The organism is Thermomicrobium sp. CFH 73360, from assembly GCF_023806465.1.
Classification (GTDB): domain Bacteria; phylum Chloroflexota; class Chloroflexia; order Thermomicrobiales; family Thermomicrobiaceae; genus Thermomicrobium.
Map to the genome: position 1 here is coordinate 288,991 of NZ_JAMSLS010000003.1, position 21,642 is coordinate 310,632.

The 21,642-nt window shown below is 61.9% G+C and carries 19 protein-coding genes; 10 read left to right on the forward strand and 9 right to left on the reverse strand.

From position 1 onward, the window contains the following. Nucleotides 1-417 precede the first annotated feature (417 nt). From NET03_RS07970 to NET03_RS07980, 3 genes are read left to right on the forward strand one after another with little or no spacing between them, the layout of a single operon-like run. Complete coding sequence (locus NET03_RS07970; protein ID WP_252128380.1) at nucleotides 418-696, forward strand: metal-sensitive transcriptional regulator; 279 nt, start codon at nucleotides 418-420, stop codon at nucleotides 694-696. Nucleotides 697-711: 15 nt separating this feature from the next. Continuing rightward, on the forward strand, nucleotides 712-2,247 hold the full coding sequence (locus NET03_RS07975; protein WP_252128381.1) for a 4Fe-4S dicluster domain-containing protein: 1,536 nt from the start codon (nucleotides 712-714) through the stop codon (nucleotides 2,245-2,247). Nucleotides 2,248-2,259: 12 nt separating this feature from the next. Continuing rightward, a complete protein-coding gene (locus NET03_RS07980; protein WP_252128382.1) occupies nucleotides 2,260-5,184 on the forward strand; it encodes a molybdopterin dinucleotide binding domain-containing protein in 2,925 nt (974 codons plus the stop codon). Here the strand turns inward: NET03_RS07980 and NET03_RS07985 are convergent. Further along, nucleotides 5,161-6,747: a DUF7846 domain-containing protein gene (locus NET03_RS07985; protein WP_252128383.1), complete on the reverse strand. Its 1,587-nt coding sequence runs from the start codon at nucleotides 6,745-6,747 to the stop codon at nucleotides 5,161-5,163. The genes NET03_RS07980 and NET03_RS07985 overlap by 24 nt on opposite strands. Nucleotides 6,748-7,112: 365 nt before the next feature. Here NET03_RS07985 and NET03_RS07990 point away from each other — a divergent pair, with 365 nt between their 5' ends. The 3 genes from NET03_RS07990 to NET03_RS08000 are packed head-to-tail and all read left to right on the forward strand — an operon-like array spanning nucleotide 7,113 to nucleotide 9,771. Then, nucleotides 7,113-7,538, forward strand: a complete 426-nt coding sequence (locus tag NET03_RS07990; protein ID WP_252128384.1) for an archease — start codon at nucleotides 7,113-7,115, stop codon at nucleotides 7,536-7,538. 38 nt (nucleotides 7,539-7,576) lie between these two features. Then, nucleotides 7,577-9,037 (forward strand): RtcB family protein, encoded by a 1,461-nt coding sequence (locus NET03_RS07995; protein WP_252128385.1) that lies wholly within the window; start codon nucleotides 7,577-7,579, stop codon nucleotides 9,035-9,037. Nucleotides 9,038-9,042: 5 nt separating this feature from the next. Continuing rightward, nucleotides 9,043-9,771, forward strand: a complete 729-nt coding sequence (locus tag NET03_RS08000; RefSeq protein ID WP_252128386.1) for an HAD family hydrolase — start codon at nucleotides 9,043-9,045, stop codon at nucleotides 9,769-9,771. Nucleotides 9,772-10,453: 682 nt separating this feature from the next. On the opposite strand, the gene NET03_RS08005 is transcribed toward NET03_RS08000, so the two are convergent. Then, on the reverse strand, nucleotides 10,454-10,831 hold the full coding sequence (locus NET03_RS08005) for a hypothetical protein (RefSeq protein WP_252128387.1): 378 nt from the start codon (nucleotides 10,829-10,831) through the stop codon (nucleotides 10,454-10,456). A gap of 87 nt (nucleotides 10,832-10,918) precedes the next feature. Here NET03_RS08005 and NET03_RS08010 point away from each other — a divergent pair, with 87 nt between their 5' ends. Next, complete coding sequence (locus NET03_RS08010) at nucleotides 10,919-12,007, forward strand: quinone-dependent dihydroorotate dehydrogenase (RefSeq protein ID WP_252128388.1); 1,089 nt, start codon at nucleotides 10,919-10,921, stop codon at nucleotides 12,005-12,007. A 12-nt stretch (nucleotides 12,008-12,019) separates the two neighbouring features. On the opposite strand, the gene NET03_RS08015 is transcribed toward NET03_RS08010, so the two are convergent. After that, complete coding sequence (locus NET03_RS08015) at nucleotides 12,020-13,378, reverse strand: MFS transporter (protein ID WP_252128389.1); 1,359 nt, start codon at nucleotides 13,376-13,378, stop codon at nucleotides 12,020-12,022. 545 nt (nucleotides 13,379-13,923) lie between these two features. Between NET03_RS08015 and NET03_RS08020 the strand changes: the two genes are divergently transcribed. After that, complete coding sequence (locus NET03_RS08020) at nucleotides 13,924-14,484, forward strand: O-methyltransferase (RefSeq protein WP_252128390.1); 561 nt, start codon at nucleotides 13,924-13,926, stop codon at nucleotides 14,482-14,484. Between the two features lie 16 nt (nucleotides 14,485-14,500). Continuing rightward, the gene (locus NET03_RS08025) at nucleotides 14,501-14,821 is read left to right on the forward strand and encodes a GYD domain-containing protein (protein ID WP_252128391.1); all 321 of its coding nucleotides are present in this window, start codon (nucleotides 14,501-14,503) and stop codon (nucleotides 14,819-14,821) included. A 194-nt stretch (nucleotides 14,822-15,015) separates the two neighbouring features. On the opposite strand, the gene NET03_RS08030 is transcribed toward NET03_RS08025, so the two are convergent. The 4 genes from NET03_RS08030 to NET03_RS08045 form a co-directional block, all read right to left on the reverse strand. Then, entirely contained in the window at nucleotides 15,016-16,347 is a 1,332-nt protein-coding gene (locus NET03_RS08030; RefSeq protein WP_252128392.1) for a pilus assembly protein TadG-related protein, read from the reverse strand. Between the two features lie 10 nt (nucleotides 16,348-16,357). Continuing rightward, the gene (locus NET03_RS08035; protein WP_252128393.1) at nucleotides 16,358-16,771 is read right to left on the reverse strand and encodes a TadE family protein; all 414 of its coding nucleotides are present in this window, start codon (nucleotides 16,769-16,771) and stop codon (nucleotides 16,358-16,360) included. Beyond that, nucleotides 16,768-17,202 carry a TadE/TadG family type IV pilus assembly protein gene (locus NET03_RS08040; RefSeq protein ID WP_252128394.1) on the reverse strand — a complete coding sequence of 145 codons (435 nt, stop codon included), beginning with the start codon at nucleotides 17,200-17,202 and terminating at the stop codon, nucleotides 16,768-16,770. The genes NET03_RS08035 and NET03_RS08040 overlap by 4 nt, the downstream gene beginning before the upstream one ends. A gap of 111 nt (nucleotides 17,203-17,313) precedes the next feature. Beyond that, entirely contained in the window at nucleotides 17,314-18,945 is a 1,632-nt protein-coding gene (locus NET03_RS08045) for a pilus assembly protein TadG-related protein (RefSeq protein ID WP_252128395.1), read from the reverse strand. Nucleotides 18,946-19,123: 178 nt separating this feature from the next. Here NET03_RS08045 and NET03_RS08050 point away from each other — a divergent pair, with 178 nt between their 5' ends. Then, a complete protein-coding gene (locus NET03_RS08050) occupies nucleotides 19,124-20,227 on the forward strand; it encodes an aminopeptidase (protein WP_252128396.1) in 1,104 nt (367 codons plus the stop codon). On the opposite strand, the gene NET03_RS08055 is transcribed toward NET03_RS08050, so the two are convergent. Together NET03_RS08055 and NET03_RS08060 are read right to left on the reverse strand one after the other, a co-directional pair. After that, nucleotides 20,224-20,979 carry an anti-sigma factor gene (locus NET03_RS08055; RefSeq protein WP_252128397.1) on the reverse strand — a complete coding sequence of 252 codons (756 nt, stop codon included), beginning with the start codon at nucleotides 20,977-20,979 and terminating at the stop codon, nucleotides 20,224-20,226. The genes NET03_RS08050 and NET03_RS08055 overlap by 4 nt on opposite strands. Beyond that, on the reverse strand, nucleotides 20,972-21,631 hold the full coding sequence (locus tag NET03_RS08060; protein ID WP_252128398.1) for an RNA polymerase sigma factor: 660 nt from the start codon (nucleotides 21,629-21,631) through the stop codon (nucleotides 20,972-20,974). The genes NET03_RS08055 and NET03_RS08060 overlap by 8 nt, the downstream gene beginning before the upstream one ends. Nucleotides 21,632-21,642: the final 11 nt, after the last annotated feature.

A 21,642-nucleotide genomic window follows, 5' to 3' on the forward strand; every position in this document is an offset into this window, starting at 1 on the left:
TGCCGCCGAGCCCAAGAAATGCGGGAGCATTTTGCCTGGGAAGAGGGCCAGGCGAGAACTTGATCATCTCCAGTGTGCAAAAACCTGAGTACGGCGGCTGGTGCGCTGGAGCAGGTGGCCCGCCATGTCAGGGAGGCTCTGCAGGCAACTCGAGCGCCGGGAATACCAAATGGTAGCCATCAGCGGGGGTTCAGGTGCCACACAGATCGGACAGGTCTCCCATGGACAAGAGCCTAGACGGGCTCGCTCGAGCCTGGTGTGCGAGACGTGTTGTGGAAGCTCAGCCAGACCAGGTGGGAAGGTCGTTGAGCAGGAAAGGCTTGCTTTCCCGCAACGATGGGGGATTGACTTGGTGGCCAGGACGCAGTACAGTGTAGCTGTACCCCGGTAGAGTACGGCGCAGGGTGAGGTGCGAAGATGACTTCGGTCGCGCAGCTGGACGAAGTGACGCGGACGGAGCTGATCGAGCGCTTACGGCGGATCGAAGGGCAGGCTCGTGGAATTGCCCGGATGATTGAAGAAGGGCGAGAGTGTCTTGACGTTGTCCAGCAGCTCACGGCGATGCGGGCGGCAGCTGACAGCTTATGTGTGGAGCTCGTGCAGGCGATGCTCGAGCGATGCTTCCTAGACGGGTCGCCCCCATCACCACAACAGCTGGCTCGGGTGCTGAAGGCGGTCGTGCGCGGTGGACGGTGAAGAGGGGGTGCCGCGGTGCGGTACGGATTCCTGATTGACCAACGCAAGTGCATCGGTTGTCATGCCTGCACCGTGGCCTGTAAGTCGGAGAACTTGGTGCCGCTCGGAGTCTACCGCACGTGGGTGAAGTATGTCGAAAAAGGGACGTTCCCGTACACGCGACGGTCCTTCACGGTGCTGCGCTGCAATCACTGTGATGATGCCCCCTGCATCACCATTTGTCCGACGAAGGCACTCTTCCGTCGTCCGGATGGAATTGTGGACTTCGACCAGTCGCGCTGTATTGGCTGCAAATCCTGCATGCAGGCGTGCCCGTACGATGCGATCTACATTGATCCAATTACCCATACGGCGGCGAAGTGCAACTACTGCAGCCATCGAGTCGATCAAGGGCTGCTGCCGGCATGTGTCGTTGTGTGCCCGGAGAAGGCGATTATCGCAGGTGATCTCGATGACCCCACAAGTGAGATCCACCAGCTGGTGGCGCGGGAGCCCGTGAGTGTGCGGAAACCCGAACAAGGGACGCGACCCAAACTGTTCTATCTGGGTGCTGACGAGGGGAACCTCACGCCAGAGGTCCAAACACGGGAGAACGGGTACTTGTGGGCGGAGGTGCGCCCCGATGGCCGTCCTGGTGAGGCAGTGCGGGGAACGGAGTTCCTCCCGGGGCCTGCCGATGCGCGGGTGGCCTACGATGTGTGGCATCCCAAGCCGTGGGGGTGGAAGGTCGCGAGCTATCTCTGGACGAAGTCGGTGGCGAGCGGAGCTCTTGCAGTGGCTGGTCCACTGCTCGCTCTGGGTGCGCTCAACGAACGGCCGGTCTTCCAGCTTGGTGCACCGTTGGTCGGACTCATTTTCGTGACGCTCACAGCGCTGCTCCTGATCTGGGATCTGAAGCGACCGGAACGCTTCTGGTACCTGCTGGTGAAGCCGAACCCAACTTCATGGTTGGTCTGGGGTGGGTACATCCTGCTGTTGTTTGGAGTGCTGGCCTTTGGGTGGGCTGTAACGGCTTTGCTGGGAATGAGCACCTTTGAGAGTTTGCTACGCTGGTTTGGACTTCCAGTCGGGATCGCAGCGGCGGGTTACACTGCGTTCCTTTTTGGGCAAGCGGAGGGACGGGACTTCTGGCAGAGTCCGCTTTTGCTTCCGGTGCTCTTGGCGCAAGCGGCAGTGGCAGGTGCAGCGAGCTTGTTGTTGCTGGGTGCGTTGGGCGGTGCGTCGTTCGGGGAAGCCGGCTGGCTGGCGATCGTGCTGGTCGGAGGGATGGTGGTGCTGGTGGTATTGGTGACCAGCGAGCTACTCTCCCCACATCCCAACTTGCATGTGGCGAAGACGGTGGAACTGTTGACGCACGGACCGTACCGTCGGGAACTCCTGCTGGTTGGGTTGGGCATCGGGGTGGCGGTACCGCTGGTGGCGCTGGCGGTCGGCTGGGTGAGCGGGGCGCTTGCAGAGTGGAGCGTCCTTGCAGCAATAGCAGCGTTGATCGGGCTCTGGAGTTACGAGCGGGTTTGGGTGAGCGCTGGGCAGGACGTCCCGCTCAGTTAGGGGGTGACGGCGATGCAGCAGAAGGCGAGTGGGACGACGGTGGTGCGACCGCAGGCACGGACGGTGCGTGAGCCGTTTGTACCGGAGCGGACGAGCGGACTCGCGAGTTACCCACCACCGGAGCGTTGGGACGATTGGGAAGAACGCGGACCGGATGGCCGAACACGGCGGTACTTTCTGATTCCTACCGTCTGTTTCAACTGTGAAGCAGCCTGTGGACTTTTGGCGTACGTCGATAAAGAGACGTTGGACATCCGGAAGCTGGAGGGGCACCCCTTGCATCCGGGGAGCCGCGGGCGGAACTGTGCCAAAGGGCCGGCGACGATCAACCAAGTGAAGGATCCGGAGCGGATCCTCTATCCACTCCGCCGTGTCGGGCCGCGCGGTTCCGGGAAGTGGGAGCGAGTGAGCTGGGACGTAGTGTTGGACGACATCGCCGGGCGGATGCGCCAGGCGTTCCTGGAAGGTCGGCACAATGAGGTGATGTACCACGTGGGACGGCCTGGCGAGGATGGCTTCATGGAGCGGGTGCTGTGGTCGTGGGGAGTGGACGGGCACAACTCGCATACCAATGTCTGTTCCTCGGGTGGGCGATTCGGCTACGCGGTCTGGATGGGCGCTGACCGGCCGTCGCCGGATCATGCGAACGCGCGGTTCATCTTCCTAGTGAGCTCCCATCTCGAGAGCGGACACTACTTCAATCCCCATGCCCAGCGGATCATGGAGGGGAAGCAACGCGGGGCGAAGCTGGCGGTGATGGATCCGCGCCTCTCGAACACGGCAGCGATGGCTGACTACTGGCTGCCGGCAGCGCCGGGTACCGAGGCGTTTGTGCTGTTGGCGATCGCCAACGTGCTCATCCAGGAGGATTGGTTCGATCGGGAGTTTGTGCGGCGCTGGACAAACTGGGATGAGTATCTGCGTGTGGTACATCCAGGGTGCCCGGTGACATTTGATGAGTTTGTCGCGCGGCTTAAGGACATCTACGCGCGGTATACTCCGGAGGCCGCAGAGCAAGTCAGCGGGCTCCCGGCGGCTACCATTGTGGAGCTCGCGCGGGAGCTGGCGCGGGCAGCACCGGCGATCTCCACGCATAACTGGCGGGCGGCGGCGGCCGCACATCTCGGCGGTTGGACGGTTCCGCGGGCGCTTTTCTTTCTGAACGTGCTTACCGGGAGTGTGGGAACACCTGGTGGGACACAACCAAACATCTGGGACAAGTTTGTACCGAGACCATTCAAAGAACCGCCGCGTCAGAAGGTCTGGAACGAGTTGACATGGCCGAAAGAGTATCCGCTCGCTCATCATGAGATGAGCTTTCTGCTGCCGCACTTCCTTAAGGAGGGGCGCGGGAAGCTGGCTGTCTACTTCACGCGGGTTTACAACCCGGTCTGGACGAACCCAGACGGATTCACCTGGATCGAAGTGCTTCAGGACGAGACTTTGATCGAGCTGCATGCTGCACTGACGCCAACGTGGAGCGAGACAGCGTGGTACGCCGACTACGTGCTGCCGATGGGACACGGACCGGAACGGCACGATACGCACTCCTATGAGACGCATACGGCGTGCTGGATCGGTTTTCGTCAGCCGGTAGTACGGGTGGCTCGCGAGAAGCTTGGGCAACCGGTACAGTTCACGTATGAGGCGAACCCTGGTGAAGTCTGGGAAGAGAACGAGTTCTGGATGGAGCTCTCCTGGCGGGTCGACCCGGATGGTTCGCTGGGAATCCGGCAGTTTTATGAGTCGCCCTATCGGCCGGGGCAGAAGATCACGGTTGACGAGTACTACCAGTGGATGTTCGAGCACTCGATCCCTGGGTTACCGGAGGCGGCTGCGGCGGAGGGGTTGACGCCGATGCAGTACATGCGACGGTACGGGGCATTCGAGCTCTGGAAGCAACCCTTCCGGCAGTATGAGGATCCGGTTCCGGAGGAGGAGCTTGCGCAGTCTTGGGTCGATCCCGAGACGGGACGGATCTGGACGACCGCACCGGTACCACACAACCCGAACATGGTGCCAGTCCCAGCGGAGCCCCCTGGACCACACGGGCGCTGGGCAGGTGTGATGGTGGACGGTGAGCCGAAGCGGGGATTCCCAACGCCGTCCGGGAAGCTCGAGTTCTTCTCACGGACACTCTATGAGTGGGGCTGGCCGGAGTATGCGATTCCCTGCACGATTGAGAGTCATGTCGCTCCCTCGCAGATCGATCGATCCAAGGGGGAGATGGTTCTTCTCCCAAATTTCCGCGTGCCGACGCTCATCCATACGCGCTCAGGGAATGCAAAGTGGCTGAACGAGCTCACTCATTCTAATCCGCTTTGGCTCCATCCCAGTGATGCCGAGCGGATTGGTGTGCGAACGGGCGATCTGGTGCGCGTGGAGACGGAGATCGGTTACTTTGTCGACCGTGTCTGGGTGACTGAGGCGATTCGTCCCGGAGTTGCAGCCTGCTCCCATCATTTGGGGCGGTGGCGGCTGGCTGAGGGAACGGGGGGTGAGCGCTGGACCACGGCACTCGTGAGCATCGAGCGGCTTCCGGACGGAAGGTATCGGTTGCGACAGCAACATGGGGTGCGGCCGTTTGCGAGCGAGGATCCGGATTCGCAGCTGGTGTTCTGGAGCGATGCTGGTGTGCACCAGAATCTCACGTTCCCGGTGCAGCCAGATCCAATAAGCGGGCAGCACTGCTGGCATCAGAAGGTGCGGATTGTGAGGGCCGGGCCGGATGACCGGTATGGCGATGTGGTCGTCGACACCAGGAAGTCGATGGCAGTGTATCGGCGGTGGCTGGCGATGACACGCCCAGCTCCGGGCCCCGGGGGGCTCAGGCGCCCGCTTTGGATGCTGCGGCCGTACAAGCCGGATCCGAGTGCCTATCGGATCGATAGCCCAACCGGGCGAGGCGATGCGTCACGGGGCGCCGGTTCCAGCTGAGGGCGGGCTAGGAGCTGCGACGTACGGAACAAGCTGGCGATCGATAAGCCGGTAGATTCGGCGGTCCGGAAAGGCAGCCGCGAGTTCCGCGTTGCGCGGGCCGAGGTCGTGGGCGTAGAGGACCGGCGAGTCGAGGAGTGGGCTATTGCGGACAAAGAATGGGGCGTATTGGGTCCAGTGAGTGACTGGGAGCAGGACGAGCGCTCGGGAGGACACCTGCGCTGCGACACTCCGAGCGGGTTCAGCGTGGATGTCATACCAACCGCGATAGCTCTGCCACCAGGGGAGAGCAGTCCCGAAGATGCTCCACAGCATGAGCCCAACAAAGGCGAGGACTCCCAGGACTTCGACGGCCGCGGGGAGCTCAGACCGTAGCGTGAGGAAGCGCCAGACCCAGTGCGCCGCGGTGACAATCTGGGAGAGTCCACGAGCAGACAGCAGGACGATCGCCCCAAGTGCCTCGTAGTAGTACCGCGGGCCATACATCTGTCCAGCAGTCCAGTAGGCGATGTGAACGCTGATCAACGAGCAGACCTGAGCGGTGAGTAGCAGGTCCCAGACCGTCTCACCGAGACGGACTCGGCGTATGGGCACGAGGTGCAGCCGGTACGCGGTGAGCCGGAGGAGGGCGACGGCGATGGCAAGCAAAGCCGGGAAAAAATCGAATCGACCTGGCCACCCGAAAAGGACCTCCTCCAACAGCCGGAGGTTAAAGCGGGTGTTCAGTATGCCGCTATCGAGCGTGTGTCCTTGGCCGGGACCGGTGCCAGGACCAAAACCGACCTTGTCAAAGGGCCACCAAAGTTCGTATCCGAAGGTCAGGGAATTGCCAGTTGTGTACTGATTGTAGGCAAGCAGTGCAGCCGAGCCGAGAAGTCCACCAGCGGCAAAGAAGAGACCGACCGGGCGCCACGCTGGAACCCGCCAGAAGCGCCATGCGGCCCACAAGATAAAGGGAACGGTCACGCCGAGCGCAGTGAGTGGACGGGCCAGGACGAGCAGGCCGAGGGCGAGTGCCCCAGGGAGGGCCCGCAGTATGGTCGGTCGCTCAAGGGAGATGGCGAAGGAAAAGACAAAGAGGAGCGTCAAGGCCAGGCACACCGTGTGCGCCATGAAGGACGCTGCCTGGAGCAGGAAGAAGGGGGACACCACGAGAAGCGTCCCAGCAAGGAGACCGGTGGTTTGATCGTAGATCCGATGTGCTAGTGCGACGATGAGCAAAACGGAGAACGCCGCGGCGAGTGCGTTCACGAGCGGTGGGTAACCCACGAGCACACCAAGAGCAAGCACAAGCGGATAGCCGGGTGGGTATTTCCCGAACCACATTCCATCGCGGACGAGGACAAACGGAATCCAGAAAGCTTCTGGCAGGGGTGGTGCGGGAGCGACCAGGTAGCCACGAGCGAGTGTTGCGGCCTGGAAAAGGAAAGCGACCTCGTCCTCGGTATGTGGGAGACCTTCGAAGACAACTCGATTGAGGGTCAGCGTCACGGCAACAGCTGTGCCGGAGAGGAGAAACACCACAGGGGAAAGGGTGCCTCTAAGCGTTCCAATAAGGCGCATCGCGATCACCCCTCCCACCCGGGGACAGACGGGTGCGTTTTGGGCGAGCGCAAGTATAGTGCATGGGGTGTGCGGTCTGCGCACGGTGTCGCGGTGGTCCGGCTGAGGGGGCTGCGGGGTGTAGCAGCCTGGTCGCCCCACGGGTGCCAGGAGGCACGACTGCGGCGGGGTGGATGCACGGGAATCACATGCTGGACCGTAGAACCACCATGTGAAGGGATGAGTCATTGACGAGGCGTTTGCTTGACAGGAATGCAAGGGGCGTATACCCTGAGCCTGTCGGTGTATGGTGGGAGACCGATGCGCAGAATGCGGCGGGGGCTCAGCACCCTCGATGACTGTGGCTCGGAGTACGGGGGAGTAGGATGCCGTACGTCTATCTGGATCATGAAGCCGATATCGGGCTTGAAGCAACCGGGGAACGTTTGGAGGAGGCTCTTCGTGACGGGGTGCAAGGACTCCTCGCTCTCCTTGTCGATCCTGAGACGGTGGAGCCGCGAGAGGCGGTGCCGGTGCAGGCGAGTGGCGACGACCCTGGGGCTCTCTATGTCGCACTTCTGAACGCCGTGCTGGCCGCGGTCGACCTCCATGGGATGTTCTTCCGTGATTTCGAGCTGACTCGGCTCGACCGTGTCGATGATCACTGGGTGGCCGAAGGTACGCTCTACGGCGAGCCGATTGACCTAGAACGCCATGCGGTCGAGATCGAGGTCAAGGCAGCGACCTACGGTGGACTCCTCGCTGAGCAGACTGATACGGGCTGGCGACTCCGCTGTGTCCTGGATCTGTGACTGCGGATCGCTGGCAGCGAATACAGGGAGGGATAACAATGAGCACAGCCTTGAATGTGCGGAAGATTCACGAGTATCTCTTTGAAATTCCGCCGCACGGGAAGATGCGGGTACCAGCTCGTCTTTATCTTGACGAGCGTTCATTACGCGAGCTTCTGGAGAACCAGAGCTCCGAAGAATGGAACGCGATCCGACAACTGGAGAATGTCGCCTGCCTTCCGGGGATCGTGAAGGCAGCCCTCGCGATGGCCGATGTCCATCCCGGCTACGGGTTCCCGATTGGTGGAGTGGCGGCGTTCGATCCCAAAGCAGGTGGAGTGATCAGCGTCGCCGGCGTCGGCTTTGACATCAACTGCGGTGTGCGTTGCCTGCGGACGCATCTGACACGGAGCGACCTGGCTGGGAAAGAAGAGAAGCTGGCCGACACAATGTACGAGGTGATCCCGGCAGGGCTGGGGAGTACAGGGGAATTGAAGCTGTCCGCGAAGGAGATTGACCGAGTGCTGCGTGAAGGGGCGCGCTATGCGGTGCATCTTGGTTACGGTCGAGAAGAGGATCTCGAGTACATTGAAGAGCATGGGCAGCTGAGCGATGCCGATCCTTCGGTGGTGAGCCATACGGCAAAGCAGCGACAGATGGCACAGGTCGGGACGCTCGGTTCTGGGAACCACTATGTTGAGGTGCAAGTTGTCGACCAGATCTACAATGCACGGGCAGCTGAAGCGTTCGGGCTGGAACTTGGGCAGATCGTGATCATGCTCCATACAGGGAGCCGGGCACTTGGGCACCAGATAGGGACGGACTATTTGCCGTTCTTAGAGAAGGCGACACGGAAGTACGGGATCGAGGTGCCCGATCGCGAGCTCGTCTGCGCGCCGATCGAGAGTCCGGAGGGGCAGCAGTACTTTCGAGCCGTCATGGCTGGGGCCAACTGCGCGTTCGCTAACCGGCAGGTACTGACACACCTGGTACGCCAAGCGTTCTGGAAGGCGTTGCGGGTCGCGGAGACCGCGATCGAGACACTCTACGAGGTGGCGCACAACACGGTGAAGTGGGAAGTGCACGAGGTTGATGGGGAGCGACGTCGCCTCCTTGTGCACCGCAAGGGATCAACGCGCGCGTTCGGCCCGGGACGGCCAGAACTCCCAGAACGGTACCGGGCGGTGGGGCAGCCGGTGCTGGTTGGGGGGACAATGGGGACGGCGAGCTATATCCTGGTGGGAACCGATCAGGGAATGCGGGAGACGTTTGGGACGGCACTCCACGGGGCAGGACGCGCCAAGTCTCGTCGGCAGGCAAAGCGCCAGTACCCGGCCGAACGGATCGTGGAGCAGCTGCGCAAGCAAGGGATCATCGTGCGGGCGCACGGCAAGGCATCGATCAGCGAGGAGGCTCCCGGCGCTTATAAGGATGTGGAGCATGTGGTCGACGTGATGTGCAACGCCGGGATTGTGGCGCGTGTCGCCCGACTACGCCCGATTATCTGTTTGAAGGGGTGAGTAGGATGACGGGCGACCGCCGAATGGCGTTCCTCTTTGATCTTGATGGGACGCTGGTCGATTCGGTCTATCAGCATGTCGTCGCCTGGCGAGAGGCGCTGGAAGCGATCGGGATTGAGCTTTCGATATGGCGGATTCACCGACGGATCGGGATGAGCGGTGGCCTCTTCCTGGCTGGCCTGTTGCGTGAGACTGGGCGAGCAGTGACCCCTGAGGAAATTCGTCGAGTGCAACAGGTGCATGCTGAGACCTACGCGAGGCTGCTCGGCCAGGTGCGACCGTTGCCAGGAGCGCGGGAGCTGCTCGAGGAATTGACGCGGATGGGTATTCCGTGGGCAATTGCGACGAGCGGTCGGCTCGAGAGTGCGCGCAAGACGGTGGCGGTGCTTGGGCTCGACGCAGAGCGGATCCCCCTGGTAACGCGTGATCACGTGCGGCATGCCAAGCCGGATCCGGATCTTTTCTTGGCTGCAGCGGAGCTCCTGCGTGTTGACATTGCTGAGGCGGTGGTGGTGGGCGACAGCGTGTGGGACATGCTGGCTGCGCGCCGGGCGCGGGCGCTGAGTGTCGGCTTACTGTCCGGAGGGTACGGAGCTGGGGAGCTGCTTGAGTCGGGAGCGTATCGGGTGTATGACGATCCGGCTGACCTCTTGCGGCACTTGGATGAGGTAGGTGTGCGGGCTGGGGACTCTGACTGGACGGTAGAAGTTGAAGGGTCTCTGCCTGGGGAGTAGGTATCCTTGCGGCCTCAGAGCACGCCGGCACGTGCTTTGGCTCGCTGTGGCTCTGAAGATACCGTATCGTTTTCACGAAAAGTCCTCTGAACGGCTGCGGGTGCGTGGTACCCTCAGTGTCCGCAAAATCTGTTGTTTCTCAACAGGGTGGTCGCCCGACGGTCAGCGGAGCCAGGGAGAGGCTCGGTGCGCTGCGGGCGCTTGTACCCTGCGTGGTTTGCGCGGGCAGTGCACCTGGAGCACGCTGGAGCAAGACGGGGGCAGAGCGTGATGGCGGAGCGCAGAACGGGGTGGAAGGCGCGCACTAGGATGATAGGGATGGTGGCAGTGAGAGGGCGCTGCCGGTAAGGTGACAGTGGTGGACAGGTGTGTGGTGCATGAGCGAGTCCTGACTGCGGGGTGCGCTGGTGCATCATCTTGCGTCGACGAGAGCGATCCAGTGGTTGAGAGAACACCTGATCGACTCGATGCCCTCCGATGGTCCGGTGTTGGGTCGGCAGCGGCTGATGCAGGCAACGGAGCGAAGGGGATCCGCTGGTAGGGGGCGTGGTGATCTTTTTCATCGCCCAAGCAGCTGTGGCAGTTGCACAGCGCTCGGCACGAGTGGCATACCGCTTGCTCCAGGTGCCAGTAGCCAGCGTTAGCTCCGCGGCGATGCCCCACCGGAGCGTCGGACAAGCCTTCAAGTGGTACCAGAGGGATAAAGGAGTTCATACTCGCGCGTCCGCCGAGGGAAGGACAACGTGAGCCGAGGTGCTTCAGACCGCCAGTGAAGTTCGACTGGTACGGGCACCGAACGAACGACGCGTGGCTGCTGTGGCCCCTCCAGTTCCAGGTAAAGGGTCTTCGTGTCAAGGAGCGGTGCGAGCAGCGTGCGCAGGTCGGTTGGGAGCCGATCGAGTGGGAGTTCGAGTCCGAGGATGTGCCCTTCGTCAGCGACATCGAGGATGCCGCTGAGCACAGTGACGAGTGGACTGCTCGAGGAGCAAGACGACGGTGCATCGGGAACGTCAAGAGCAAGGACGAGGCGGTCACTGAGCGGGTCGTGGCAGAGATGCACGTGCTGTCTCCCTTTTCCGAGCAGCATTGTGCCCGGTCGCAAGGGTAGCATCATGCGAGTGGGAAGCAGGAGTGGAGAGGGGCTGTTGTGAGCTGGTACGAGCGGGCAATCCGACCGCTCCTGTTTCGGTTGGATCCCGAGTTTGCGCACGGTTTGGCGATTGAAGGGCTCGGAGTCGTCGGGCGACTTCCTGGGGGACCGGGGTTACTTCGTCGGCTGGCTGGTGCACCGGTGGATGAGCGGCTGCGGGTCGACTTTGGGCCGCTCTCGTTCCCAAACCCGCTAGGGCTAGCGGCGGGGCTGGACAAGAACGGGGTAGCGGTGGCGGGGTGGTTTGCCCTCGGATTTGGGACAGTCGAAGTGGGTACGGTGACGCCATGCCCGCAGCCCGGAAACCCGCGGCCGCGGCTCTGGCGGTTTCCTGAGCAGGAGGCGCTGGTCAATGCGTTGGGCTTTCCGAGTGCTGGAGCAGCGGCCGTGCGCGAGCGACTTCCCAGTCGACGGTTTCCCGGACCAGTCGGAATCAACGTGGGGAAGAACGCTGCAACGCCTCTGGAGCGAGCAACGGAGGACTACTGTGCAGTGCTGGCCACGCTGTGGGACGTGGCGGACTATGTGACCGTGAATGTCAGCTCGCCGAATACGCCGGGATTGCGGACATTGCAAGAGGTTGAGCGTTTGGAACCGGTGTTGGAGGCGGTTCAGGCGACAAACCGCCAGCTCGCGTCATTGCGTAGAGCGATGCTACGTCCGGTCCTGGTCAAGGTCTCGCTTGACCTCGAGCCTGCGGCACTGGTCGACCTCATCGCGCTGCTTGAGGCGTGTGGCGTGACGGGACTCATACTGGGAAATACGAGTACCGACCCATTGCTCCGTCCTCCCGGCGCGGAGCGCCTGCCTGGAGGGCTAAGCGGGAAGCCGCTGCGTCGGCGGGCGGCGGAGCTCCTGACGCGGGCGGCTGAGATCGCTGGGGAGCGCCTGTTGCTCGTGAGCGTGGGCGGAGTGATGACCGTAGAGGATGCGATCGAGCGTCTGCGGCTTGGGGCGCATCTGGTACAAGTGTGTACAGGATTGGTGTACCGTGGACCGGGGTTTCCGGGCGCCATCCTCCGTGCTTTACTGGCTTCTCTGGACGAGGACGGTCTTCCCTCGGTCAAATTCCTCCGGGGACGGTGAAGGTGCGCGCAATTATGTTCGGGTTGGGGCGGTAGTGGGGGAGAGGTGTTCCAGTGGGCGTCCACGCGTCTCTTCGCCGAGGAGCAGGACATTCCCCGCGATGACGAAGAATACTGCCATGAAGAGCGCGAACACTGCGGGTTGGGAGAGTCCACCGTTGCTCAGGAGCCACGGAGTGAGGTAGGGAGCAATGATCCCAGCGATACGACCAAAGCTCGCGGCTGCACCAGAACCAAAGCCGCGGAGCGTGGTTGGGTAGAGTTCCGGCGTATAGGTGTAGACGACCCCCCAAGCGCCGAGATTGAAAAACGAAAGGAGACAGCCCCAGAGAACGAGGATTGGGGCAGTACCGGCGTTGCCGAGCAACCAAGAGGCCAGCGCAGAACCGAGGAGATAGGCGACGAGCGTGGGCTTGCGTCCCCAGCGATCGACGAGGTAGGCGGCAGAAAAGTAGCCAGGGATCTGCGCGAGCGTGGTGATGAAGACGTAGGAGAAGCTCCGGGCCACCGTGAGACCGCGTTCGACGAGGAGCGAGGGGAGCCAAGTGAAGACGCCATAGTAGGCGAAGACGATGCCGAACCACAGGATCCAGAGCATGAGAGTCCGGCGCAGGAGCGGGCGGCTCCAGAGCAGACTGAATTGCTCCAGGAAAGAGGGGCGCTGCGGAACTGGTGTCGTGGCGACGGGGGCCGGAGTGACGCCGGCAGCGCGCTCAAACGCGCGCAGAACAGCAAGTGCCTCCTCATGACGTCCCACAATATCGAGGTACCGCGGTGACTCCGGGAGACGACGGCGGAGATACACAGCGCTGAGTGCCGGTAAGGCGCCGATCAGAAAGGCGACACGCCAACCCCAGGAAGGGAGCTGCGGAGCGACAAGGAGCCCGACAATCGCGGCGAGAATCCAACCGTAGGCCCAGAAACTCTCGAGAATGACCAGAAGACGACCACGGTGGCGGGCTGGAGCGAACTCGCTCACCAATGCCGCTGCAACCGGGAGCTCACCGCCGAGGCCGATGCCGGTGAGGAAGCGGAAGAGGAGCAGTGAGGAGAAGTCCCAGGAGAGCGCGCTAAGGAAGGTGCCCAAGCTATAGAGTAGCAAGTTGGCGAGAAAGAGGGTGCGGCGACCGTAGCGATCCGCGAGGCGTCCGGCAAAGAGGGCGCCAAGGAACATACCCAGGAATCCGGCACTCGCAACGAGACCAAGCTGGGGGCGTGAAAGATCCCAGTCCCGTCCGAGGCTCACCAGGACGAAGGCGACCAGCCCCACGTCCATCGCATCGAACATCCAACCAAGCCCACTCAGCAGGACGATCCGCCAATGTTCCCGGCTCAGCGGGAGTTCATCGAGTCGTTGGCTTAGCGTCAGCATTCGCCTGCATCCTCTACGGCCAGTAGCCTGCCTCCCGGTACCAGGGTACTCGGCAGAGGGGTCGACCGAAAGAGGCATTTGCCACCATGGTGAACAGAGGCGAACCGTTCTTTGGGGAAGCACTCGTTCGATCGGGTTGGGTGTTGTTTGCGAGTCCAAAGCGACTGTGCCGCACAGCAGTGTCGAGCGATTATGCTGGTGCCAGATGGTGGTGCGGCTAACCGCAAAGCCCTTGCCTCTCCTGCGGTCAGGCGGCTGGAGAGCGCTCTATGAACCGTGGAGGTTTCGCTCAACGAACATACCAGAGATCTGGATGTATGCAGAGCGCAATCACTGCTGGAGGAGCAGGAGTACCTTCGGAGGAGCAGGTGGTGTCCTGCGCCGCGCCGGCTGGCATGACCTATCCACCGCTGAAAGACGTTCTTGCCTCGTGTGAGGCGAGCCGGCCACTCGAGGCGTTGTGTGGTAGGGCTCGCACCATTGCGCGACGTGCGGTATGATGAGGTTGCTTTCCATCGGGGACGTGTGACTGCCAGGATAATGGGATGGGGAGTGCGAGGCAACAGGAGCTCGGGCAACTCGCTCGGGAGGCGGGGGATGGTTGGTTGCTGCTTGCGCAGCTCGCACGGGTGATTGTGCTCGCGGTGCGTGCGCAGCTCGTGCTGGAGGTCGGGATCGGGCCTGGCGTGGTCACGGCATGGATTGCCGATGCACTGGAGCGCACCGGAGGCCGCTTGGTGGCGCTCGAGTGGAAAAGTGAGACAATTGAGCGTGTCATGGAACGACTGGACGCACTCGGGCTGGCGGAGCGCGTGCAAATCCTGGAGGGGGACGCGCACCAGACGATCCGCACGGTGGCGGGTCCGATCGACGTCATGTGGTTGGCGGCGGAACGCTCTGGGTACGCGGACTACCTCAGGGCAGTGAAGGGAAAGTTGCGGCCAGGCGCAGCGGTGATCGCAGAAGGGATGGCGAGTGAGGGTACGCGTGCGTTGCGTGAAGAGCTCTGGAGGGAGGGGGAGTTTGTGACCGTCGAACTTCCGGTGCGCGGCAGCGCTTTGATTGGGATCTACTGGCCGGAACGTGTGCGGGCGCTAAGCTCGTGAAGGGAGGGTACTGCGGATGCCAATCTATGTGATGTTGAGCAGTCTGACCGACGACGGGATGGAGACGTTGCACAAGCACCCTGAACGGATCAAGGAAGTGAATGCGGAGGTTGAACGGTTCGGGGTGAAAGTGTTGCACCAGTGGGCCGTGCTCGGGCCGTACGACTTCGTCAACATTGTGGAAGCGCCGGACAACGAGACCATCGCGCGGGTCTCAGTGGAGCTCGGTGCACGGGGAACCGTCAAGCTGATGACAATGCCAGCCATCCCAATCGATGACTTCATCGCGCGATTGAGAGAGGGGCAAGAAGAAAAAGAGGAGGACGAGGAGGACTAGGTCCCTGTGTCCGCAGAATGCTGAGGGGTGACGTAGACCGGCAAAAGAAAAAGCGGACGGAGCAAGATTCGTGCTCGCTCCGTTTCGTGTTCTGGAAGGAACAACTGATCTGGCTCGGACGGTTGAGCCCGCGTAAGTCCGTGTGGCGCTGAGAATACTTTGGGGACGATGCATTGCACTCAGCCGAATTGTCCTCACTCGGAGTCTGGGGCGTTCGGCACAAGGACAACGGTGTTCCGGAAGGTATCGGTGACCTTTTGGTAGTCCACGATGAAGTTTGCTGTGCCCCTGACGATGAGATCTTTGACGATCACCTGACCTTGAACGGCGGTTCCATACGGATTGCCGTGCATGGTAACCCGAGAGCATGGAGCATAGAAAAGACCGCGGACGAAAAACTCGCCGTTGCCCTGGCTATCGAAGATCGAGCAATTAGCGATCCACACGGCAAGACCGGCGAGCCCCCCGGCGTACGGTGCGTTTTCGGGCGCTTTGAGGTGTAGCTCGCCGTTTTTCGGATCGATGATGCCGCCGGAACCAGTCACGTAGAGCATAACGCCTTGGCTTTCGAGTCGCGTATTGGTATTCCCGAGCTCGAGCCGCGTCCCATCCAGGAGTGCGACTGGGGCCGATCCCGTTGGGGTGCTCTCGCGAACAAAGCGGATAATGCGGGCTTGTGTACAAGGCCCACCACCCTGTCCGCGAGGAAGATCCCGCGGTAACTCCAAGTTGCGGTAGAGCCCGGGACCAAGCACCACGGTCTCTGCGCACAGCGGGAGTGGTCGACAGACAAGGGGTCCGGCGTAGTTCTCGCATGTTCGGCGGTACTCATAGTGGACGTCGTTCAGCGAGGGTGGACGAACGCGTCCGGCGAGGGGATCGGGGACGTAATCACCAAGTTCGGCGTTCAGACAGTCGTATTGCCAGGTGCCGTTTTGGTTGATCGTCCCTGCTGCATCGATGCAACCATCGACAATGAAGGTGACTGTACCGCGGGTGTCGATTGCCGCATTCGAGCGGACGCTGGCACCGCGACCGCTGGGACCGCGCCCCCGGACAGAGATGTCAGTGGTGCCGTTGGCATAGATGCCAGGATCGGTGATGAGATCCTCGAGTGCAAGGAGCGCGTATTCCCCGGGCGCCTGGGTGATGCGTGCGGTGGCACGAGCGCTGACACGCAAGGTATCGGTGCCAAGCACCGGGAGGAAGAAAAGCGGGACACTGCGGTCAAGACGAACGCGGACTGTGTCGGGTCGCTGGACGGATATTGCGTCCGGAGGGATCGGCCCGGGGAAGCCGTTGGCTGTTGCGTAGGTCGTAGCGACCTGTGTCACCTGGGGATCAGTTGCAGTGCGTTTTAGGAGCTCGCGGGCGCCGGCGAGTGCGGCGGCATCCACGGCGTTCTGTGTGAGGCGGCGTTGGCTATAGAGGTACGCTGCATCAGTGCCGAGCGCAGCGAAACCAAGGAGAGGGACGAGCAGGAGCGCGAGGAGTGGTAGCACTTGTGCCGGCAGCTGATGGCGCATCGGTGGCCCCCTAGTAATGGACGATCATCGTGCTGCTTGCGCGCAGAGTGATACTTCCTGCGGGGAATGCGAAGCCGACCAGGGGTCGGAAGGGATAACTGAGTTCCACTGTAACCCGCTCACCAGGTGCCAGTGAGCCCTGGAGCGTTATGGTGACACGCTCGGCGTTTGGGATAGAGAGTCGTCGCATGACGTGACCACGAACGCTGCTCGTTGTCGCCATCTGGCACGGCGGGTGTTGGGCACAAAGTTGGCCGTGGACAGCGGCGTAGCGTGCTCCTTCGCGAGCGGCATTGGTGAGTTCGCTATATACATAGAAGGCCCAGCCGGACTCCATCATGCCGAAGATGAACAAGAAGAGCACCGGCGCAACGATTGCGAACTCGACGAGATTTTGACCGGTTCGAACAACGCGGCGCATCATGGGAGTACCCTCATCTCGGCGGTTCGGCGAATGACGAGTTGGTCGGCAAGTCGTTCGCCAGTCAGTGGGAGTGGTACTGGAAGGAGCGTCCGGGTGGACAGGCTGGCGGTGACCCGGACGGCCTCTGGCTTTCCGTTCTGGTAGATCACGCTTGAGGTCACCACGGGCTGGCTACCGAAGAGGAGCGGAAGTCCGGTCGCCTGGTACTCGGCTAGGGCGGCGACCTGGATACCGGCGGTATCGGTGGCATTGGCCGTGGAGAGCGAGCCATAGTGGGCCCCCTCACGTGCCACATTCGTCAGGGCGATGCCGGCGTAGAGCAGACGCCCATAGTCAATGACTGCAGCGAGGACGAGCAACAACACCAGAAGGCCGAGGGTGAACTCGACCAGTGATTGGCCAGCTTGCCCTGGGGCGCGGTCTCGTGCCACAGCGGAAGCCCTCTCGCGCATGCCCATGCAGAGAAAAGGATCGGCTGCGTGGCGTGCGGTGGGTAGAGTCGTTCGTACCCACGTAGGTGGCCTAAGACCAGGAGCAAGAGGCTATTCGATGAGCCAGACGGCTGGGCGAGTGATCATGACATGCTCCACTCGTTCCACGCGGATGTTTGTATTCCCGTTCGTCGCAAAGCGATAGACGATCAGCTGTCCCCGAGCCCAGGTACCAGACGCGTTGCCGCTGAGTTCGAGTGTTCCGTTGGGGAGGTAAAGGATGCCGTTGACTTGTGCTCCGCTATTCCCGACCATGCGTAAGGTGTGAGAATTGCCACGGGCTTGGAAGATGACAAGGCCGGGTTGCATATTGGGATAGGGAAGTTTCGCAGGATCAGTGACGCCGCTGAGAACATATCGAGTATTTCCAACCACGTTGAAGGCTGAACCGGGACCGAAGAAGAACAGAACGTCTTGGCCGGTCACCGTCTGGTTGCCTTGGAGGCGCAAGGTTCCACCGTCAAAGTAGTAGAGGCCGGGCGGGATGACCGAATCGGTGTTGCCCGTCAGGGCGAAGTCCGAGTTGTCCAAATAGACGAGGACATCACATGGGAGGACATTCTGGAGGCCAAAGTTCCCCTGGACGGCAAAGGAACTATTCCGGAAGAGAAGACGGAACTCTTGCCCAGAGCCAGAACAGCTGGTTGGTTGTCCTTGCAAGACGAGCCGAACATTTCCGCCGATGGCGAACGAGCTACTTTCGAAGACATAGGTTCCGGGTGCCAGTGTGACTGTCGCGTTGCCACCGACCGAGAAGCCGTTGCGGAAGTAATAGAAACCAGGACCGAGTGAGACGGAGCCGTTGCCAGTGTACAAGACCTGTCGGTCGAACTGATAGGTTCCGCCGGGGAAGATGAGCGACCCGTTGCCGCTGTAGCTCACGGTGTTGCTGTAGCGTCCCGGTGGGCAGGTCATCATGTTGCCGGAGGTCGTGCAATTCGCTGCCGCCCCACCAGGAGCTGAGGGGACGGTCGGCCGCGGAGGCTCGGGCATCGTCGCGAGCGGGTCGTCGACTGGTGTAAGGCCGGAACGCACGCCCTGTCCGGCCAGGAAACGGCAGTTGCCGGTCTGTGAGAATGAAAGTGCGGCGTCGACGGTGCCATCGGCTTGGAAGGTTCCATTGCCGACACAGCGCATACCACCGTTCGACATCGCGCTTCCGCCTACGATCCGTACCCCCACGTTCCCGATGAGGTTCACCGCGTTCGGGTTGTCGTGTTCAAGGACGAGGAATGCATAGTCGGTCGGCTGTTGACCAACGCGAGCAGCGGCCTGGACAGTGGTACTCCAGGGGTTGGAGGAGAAGGCACTGAGGAAGAAGCGCTCGATATTGGCACGTGCGGTGACCCGCACCGAACGGGTCGCGGTATTCACCTCAACGCGGAATTCCGTCGGTGTGAGTCCCTCGTCTGGATCGTGATTGGCGAGGAGATTCTGTTCGAAGGCGCCTTGTGCCGCAGCGACGGCTTGGCCGTCAGTTTGGCCAGCGTAGAGTGCGCGAGCGCCGGCAAGAGCAGCCGCGTCGACGGCATTTTGGAGCAGGCGTCGCTCGGCATAGGCAAAGGCGACGTCGACTGCCAGGGCACTGAAGCCGAGCAGCACAAAGAGGGTGAGCGCCAAGAGGACAAGTGCTTGCCCAGCGCGAGCGTGTTGGCTTGGAGGTTGACGGTGATTGCACAGCATCGGGAATGCTCTCCAACGGGCCGCAATCCTCCAAGTGCACTCTACGGTTGTCACCTGCGGTGCGATAGGGTAAGAAGTACCGATTCGGCCATCAATATGCGAAGACAGGTGACGGAGGAGCGGACAGGGCGTGGATCCGGGTAGTAAGATGCAGGGCGGTGAGCGAATGGAGTGGGACATGACTGATCCGCGAATCACACAATGGGCAAAGGTGTTAGTTGACTATTCCCTTGCCGTTCAGCCAGAGCAGTTGGTGGTCATCAGTGGGACACCGTTGGCAGCGCCGCTGATCCGTGAGGTCTTTCGGCTCGTGCTGGAACGTGGTGCCTATCCAGTTGTACAAGTGACGTTGCCGGGATTGGCAGAAATTTTGTTCAAGGAAGGGAGTGACCGTCAGCTTCGCTTCATTTCTCCAGACGAGCGACTGGGGCCGGAGCAGGCGGATGCGTTGCTGCGGATCCTGAGTGAGAGCAACACCAAAGCGCTCACGGGTGTCGATCCAAGTCGGCAACAGCTGCACCAGCGAGCGCGTACGGAGCTCCGGCAAACGTATCTCGAGCGGGCAGCTGCGGGTGCGCTCAACTGGTGCGTCACGCTCTATCCCACGGAAGCCTACGCGCAGGATGCTGAGATGTCGCTGGCCGAGTATGAGGGGTTTGTGTTGCGGGCTGGTTTTCTCGATCAGGAGGATCCCGTTGCGGCCTGGCAGGAGCAGGCACGGGAACAGGCGCGGATTATCGAGTGGCTGTCGGACAAGCGGGAGGTGCACATCCGGGCGCCGGATACGGACCTACGCCTCTCCATCGCGGGGCGGCGGTTTGTGAATGCAGACGGGCGGAAGAACTTTCCCGATGGGGAGATTTTCACCGGTCCAGTCGAAGACTCGGTGGAAGGAACGATTCGCTTCACTTATCCCTCCATGGTGCAAGGTCGGCAAGTTGAGGATATCCGCTTACGCTTCGAAGGGGGACGGGTCGTTGAGGCGAGTGCAGCGCGGAACGAAGCGTTCCTTCACCGCATGCTGGAAACGGATGAGGGGGCACGCTACGTTGGCGAGTTTGCCTTCGGGCTGAACCGAGCGATCACCCGGTTTACTGGGAATATCCTCTTCGACGAGAAGATTGGCGGGACGCTCCATTTGGCGATTGGTGCGGGGTATCCCGAGACGGGGAGCCGTAACCGCTCAGCGGTGCACTGGGACATGATCTGTGACCTCCGCCGGGACAGCGAGGTGTGGATCGACGGCCAATTGTTCATGAAGGACGGGGAAGTTCTGATTTAGTCGAGTGAGGCAAGTGCGACGGGAAGGCCATTGGGGCTACTGACCTGGGGACTGTTCTCAAGGGTTATGGCGAGTGCGTCGAACGTTCGTAGCGACTCGCGGGGGGAGAGGAACAGCTCGGCGTGACCGCGCTCGTCAACCGGCAGAATGCCAGCCTGTTGGTACTCCTGGCCCCGGACTAGCCAGACAATGTAGGACTGGCCAGTGGCCGGGCGCGGAAGTCCCTCGACCGCAATCAGGGCGGTGTTGCTTGAAGGATCAAGGATGATCGCTCCATGGGCATTCCGTGCAGCTCCGTTGCCCTGGAGGCGGATCAGGAGGCCATCTCGCTGCGCAAGGAGCTGAACGACCGCACGGCGCTGAGAATCCGCCTGGAGTGCCTGCTGCGTCTGTTGGTCGGCAGTGCGGTCGCGTTCAGCAAGTTGCCAGCCGAAGAGGAGGGCAAGGATGCTTGCCGCAATGGTGAGTATCCAGGCAGGACGTCGCAACCACGCAACGAGGCTGGGGGAGCTCGTCGGGCGGATGCGCAGCAGGAGTGTGCGGCGGGTGCGAGCCGGAACGGGCTGTGGAGGAGGGAAGAAGGCAAGGAGCTGCGCCGTGCGGCGCACTTCCGTCGCGGCGGCGCGACAGCGAGCGCAGAGGACGAGGTGGCGTTCAACGAACTCGAGTTCGTCCGAGTCAAGTGCACCAATGACGTAGCCGGGTAGGAGATCTTCTGGACATTCGTCGAGCGGACGTTGGTGCTCAGCCATGGCTTGGGAACTCCGGTGCGTGATCACGGAGCAGCAGGTGAAGCTTCTGCATGCCGAGCCGTAAACGAGTCTTGATCGTGCCAATCGGCTCGCCGAGTACGGCCGCGATCTCACTGTGCGTGAGGCCAGCAAAGTAGGCGAGTTCGATTGCCTGCCGCTGTGGCTCGGGGAGCTGTGCCATCGCTTGCCGGACGCGGTCGCGGAGTTCGCTGACCTCGGCTGCTTCGTGGGCGATTGCTGCCTCGTCGGTCTCGGTCGACGGCAGGTAACCGAGTTCGACGAAGTCGGCACGCTGGGGCCGTCGGCTTCGTGACCGGAGTGCATCGACGGCAAGGTTGTGGGCGATACTCATCAGCCAGCTCCCAAACGAGCCGCGTCGTGCGTCGTACCGAGCTGCCTGCTGCCAGAGGCGTAGGAATGTTTCCTGCAGCAATTCCTCGGCTTCGGCGGGATCACCGAGCATGCGAAGCGCAAGCGAGAAAACGGGACGAGCGTAGCGATCGTAGAGCTGTTCGAGCGCTCGGGCATCGCCATCAGCGACGCGCTGGACGAGCACGTCGTCGCTGAGGAACTCCGCCTCCACGGACCCGCTCGCGCGCCGAGCGAACCCGCTGCACTGCAATATACGGCGATACGTCTGGCTTAGATGCATCGGCGTCCGCT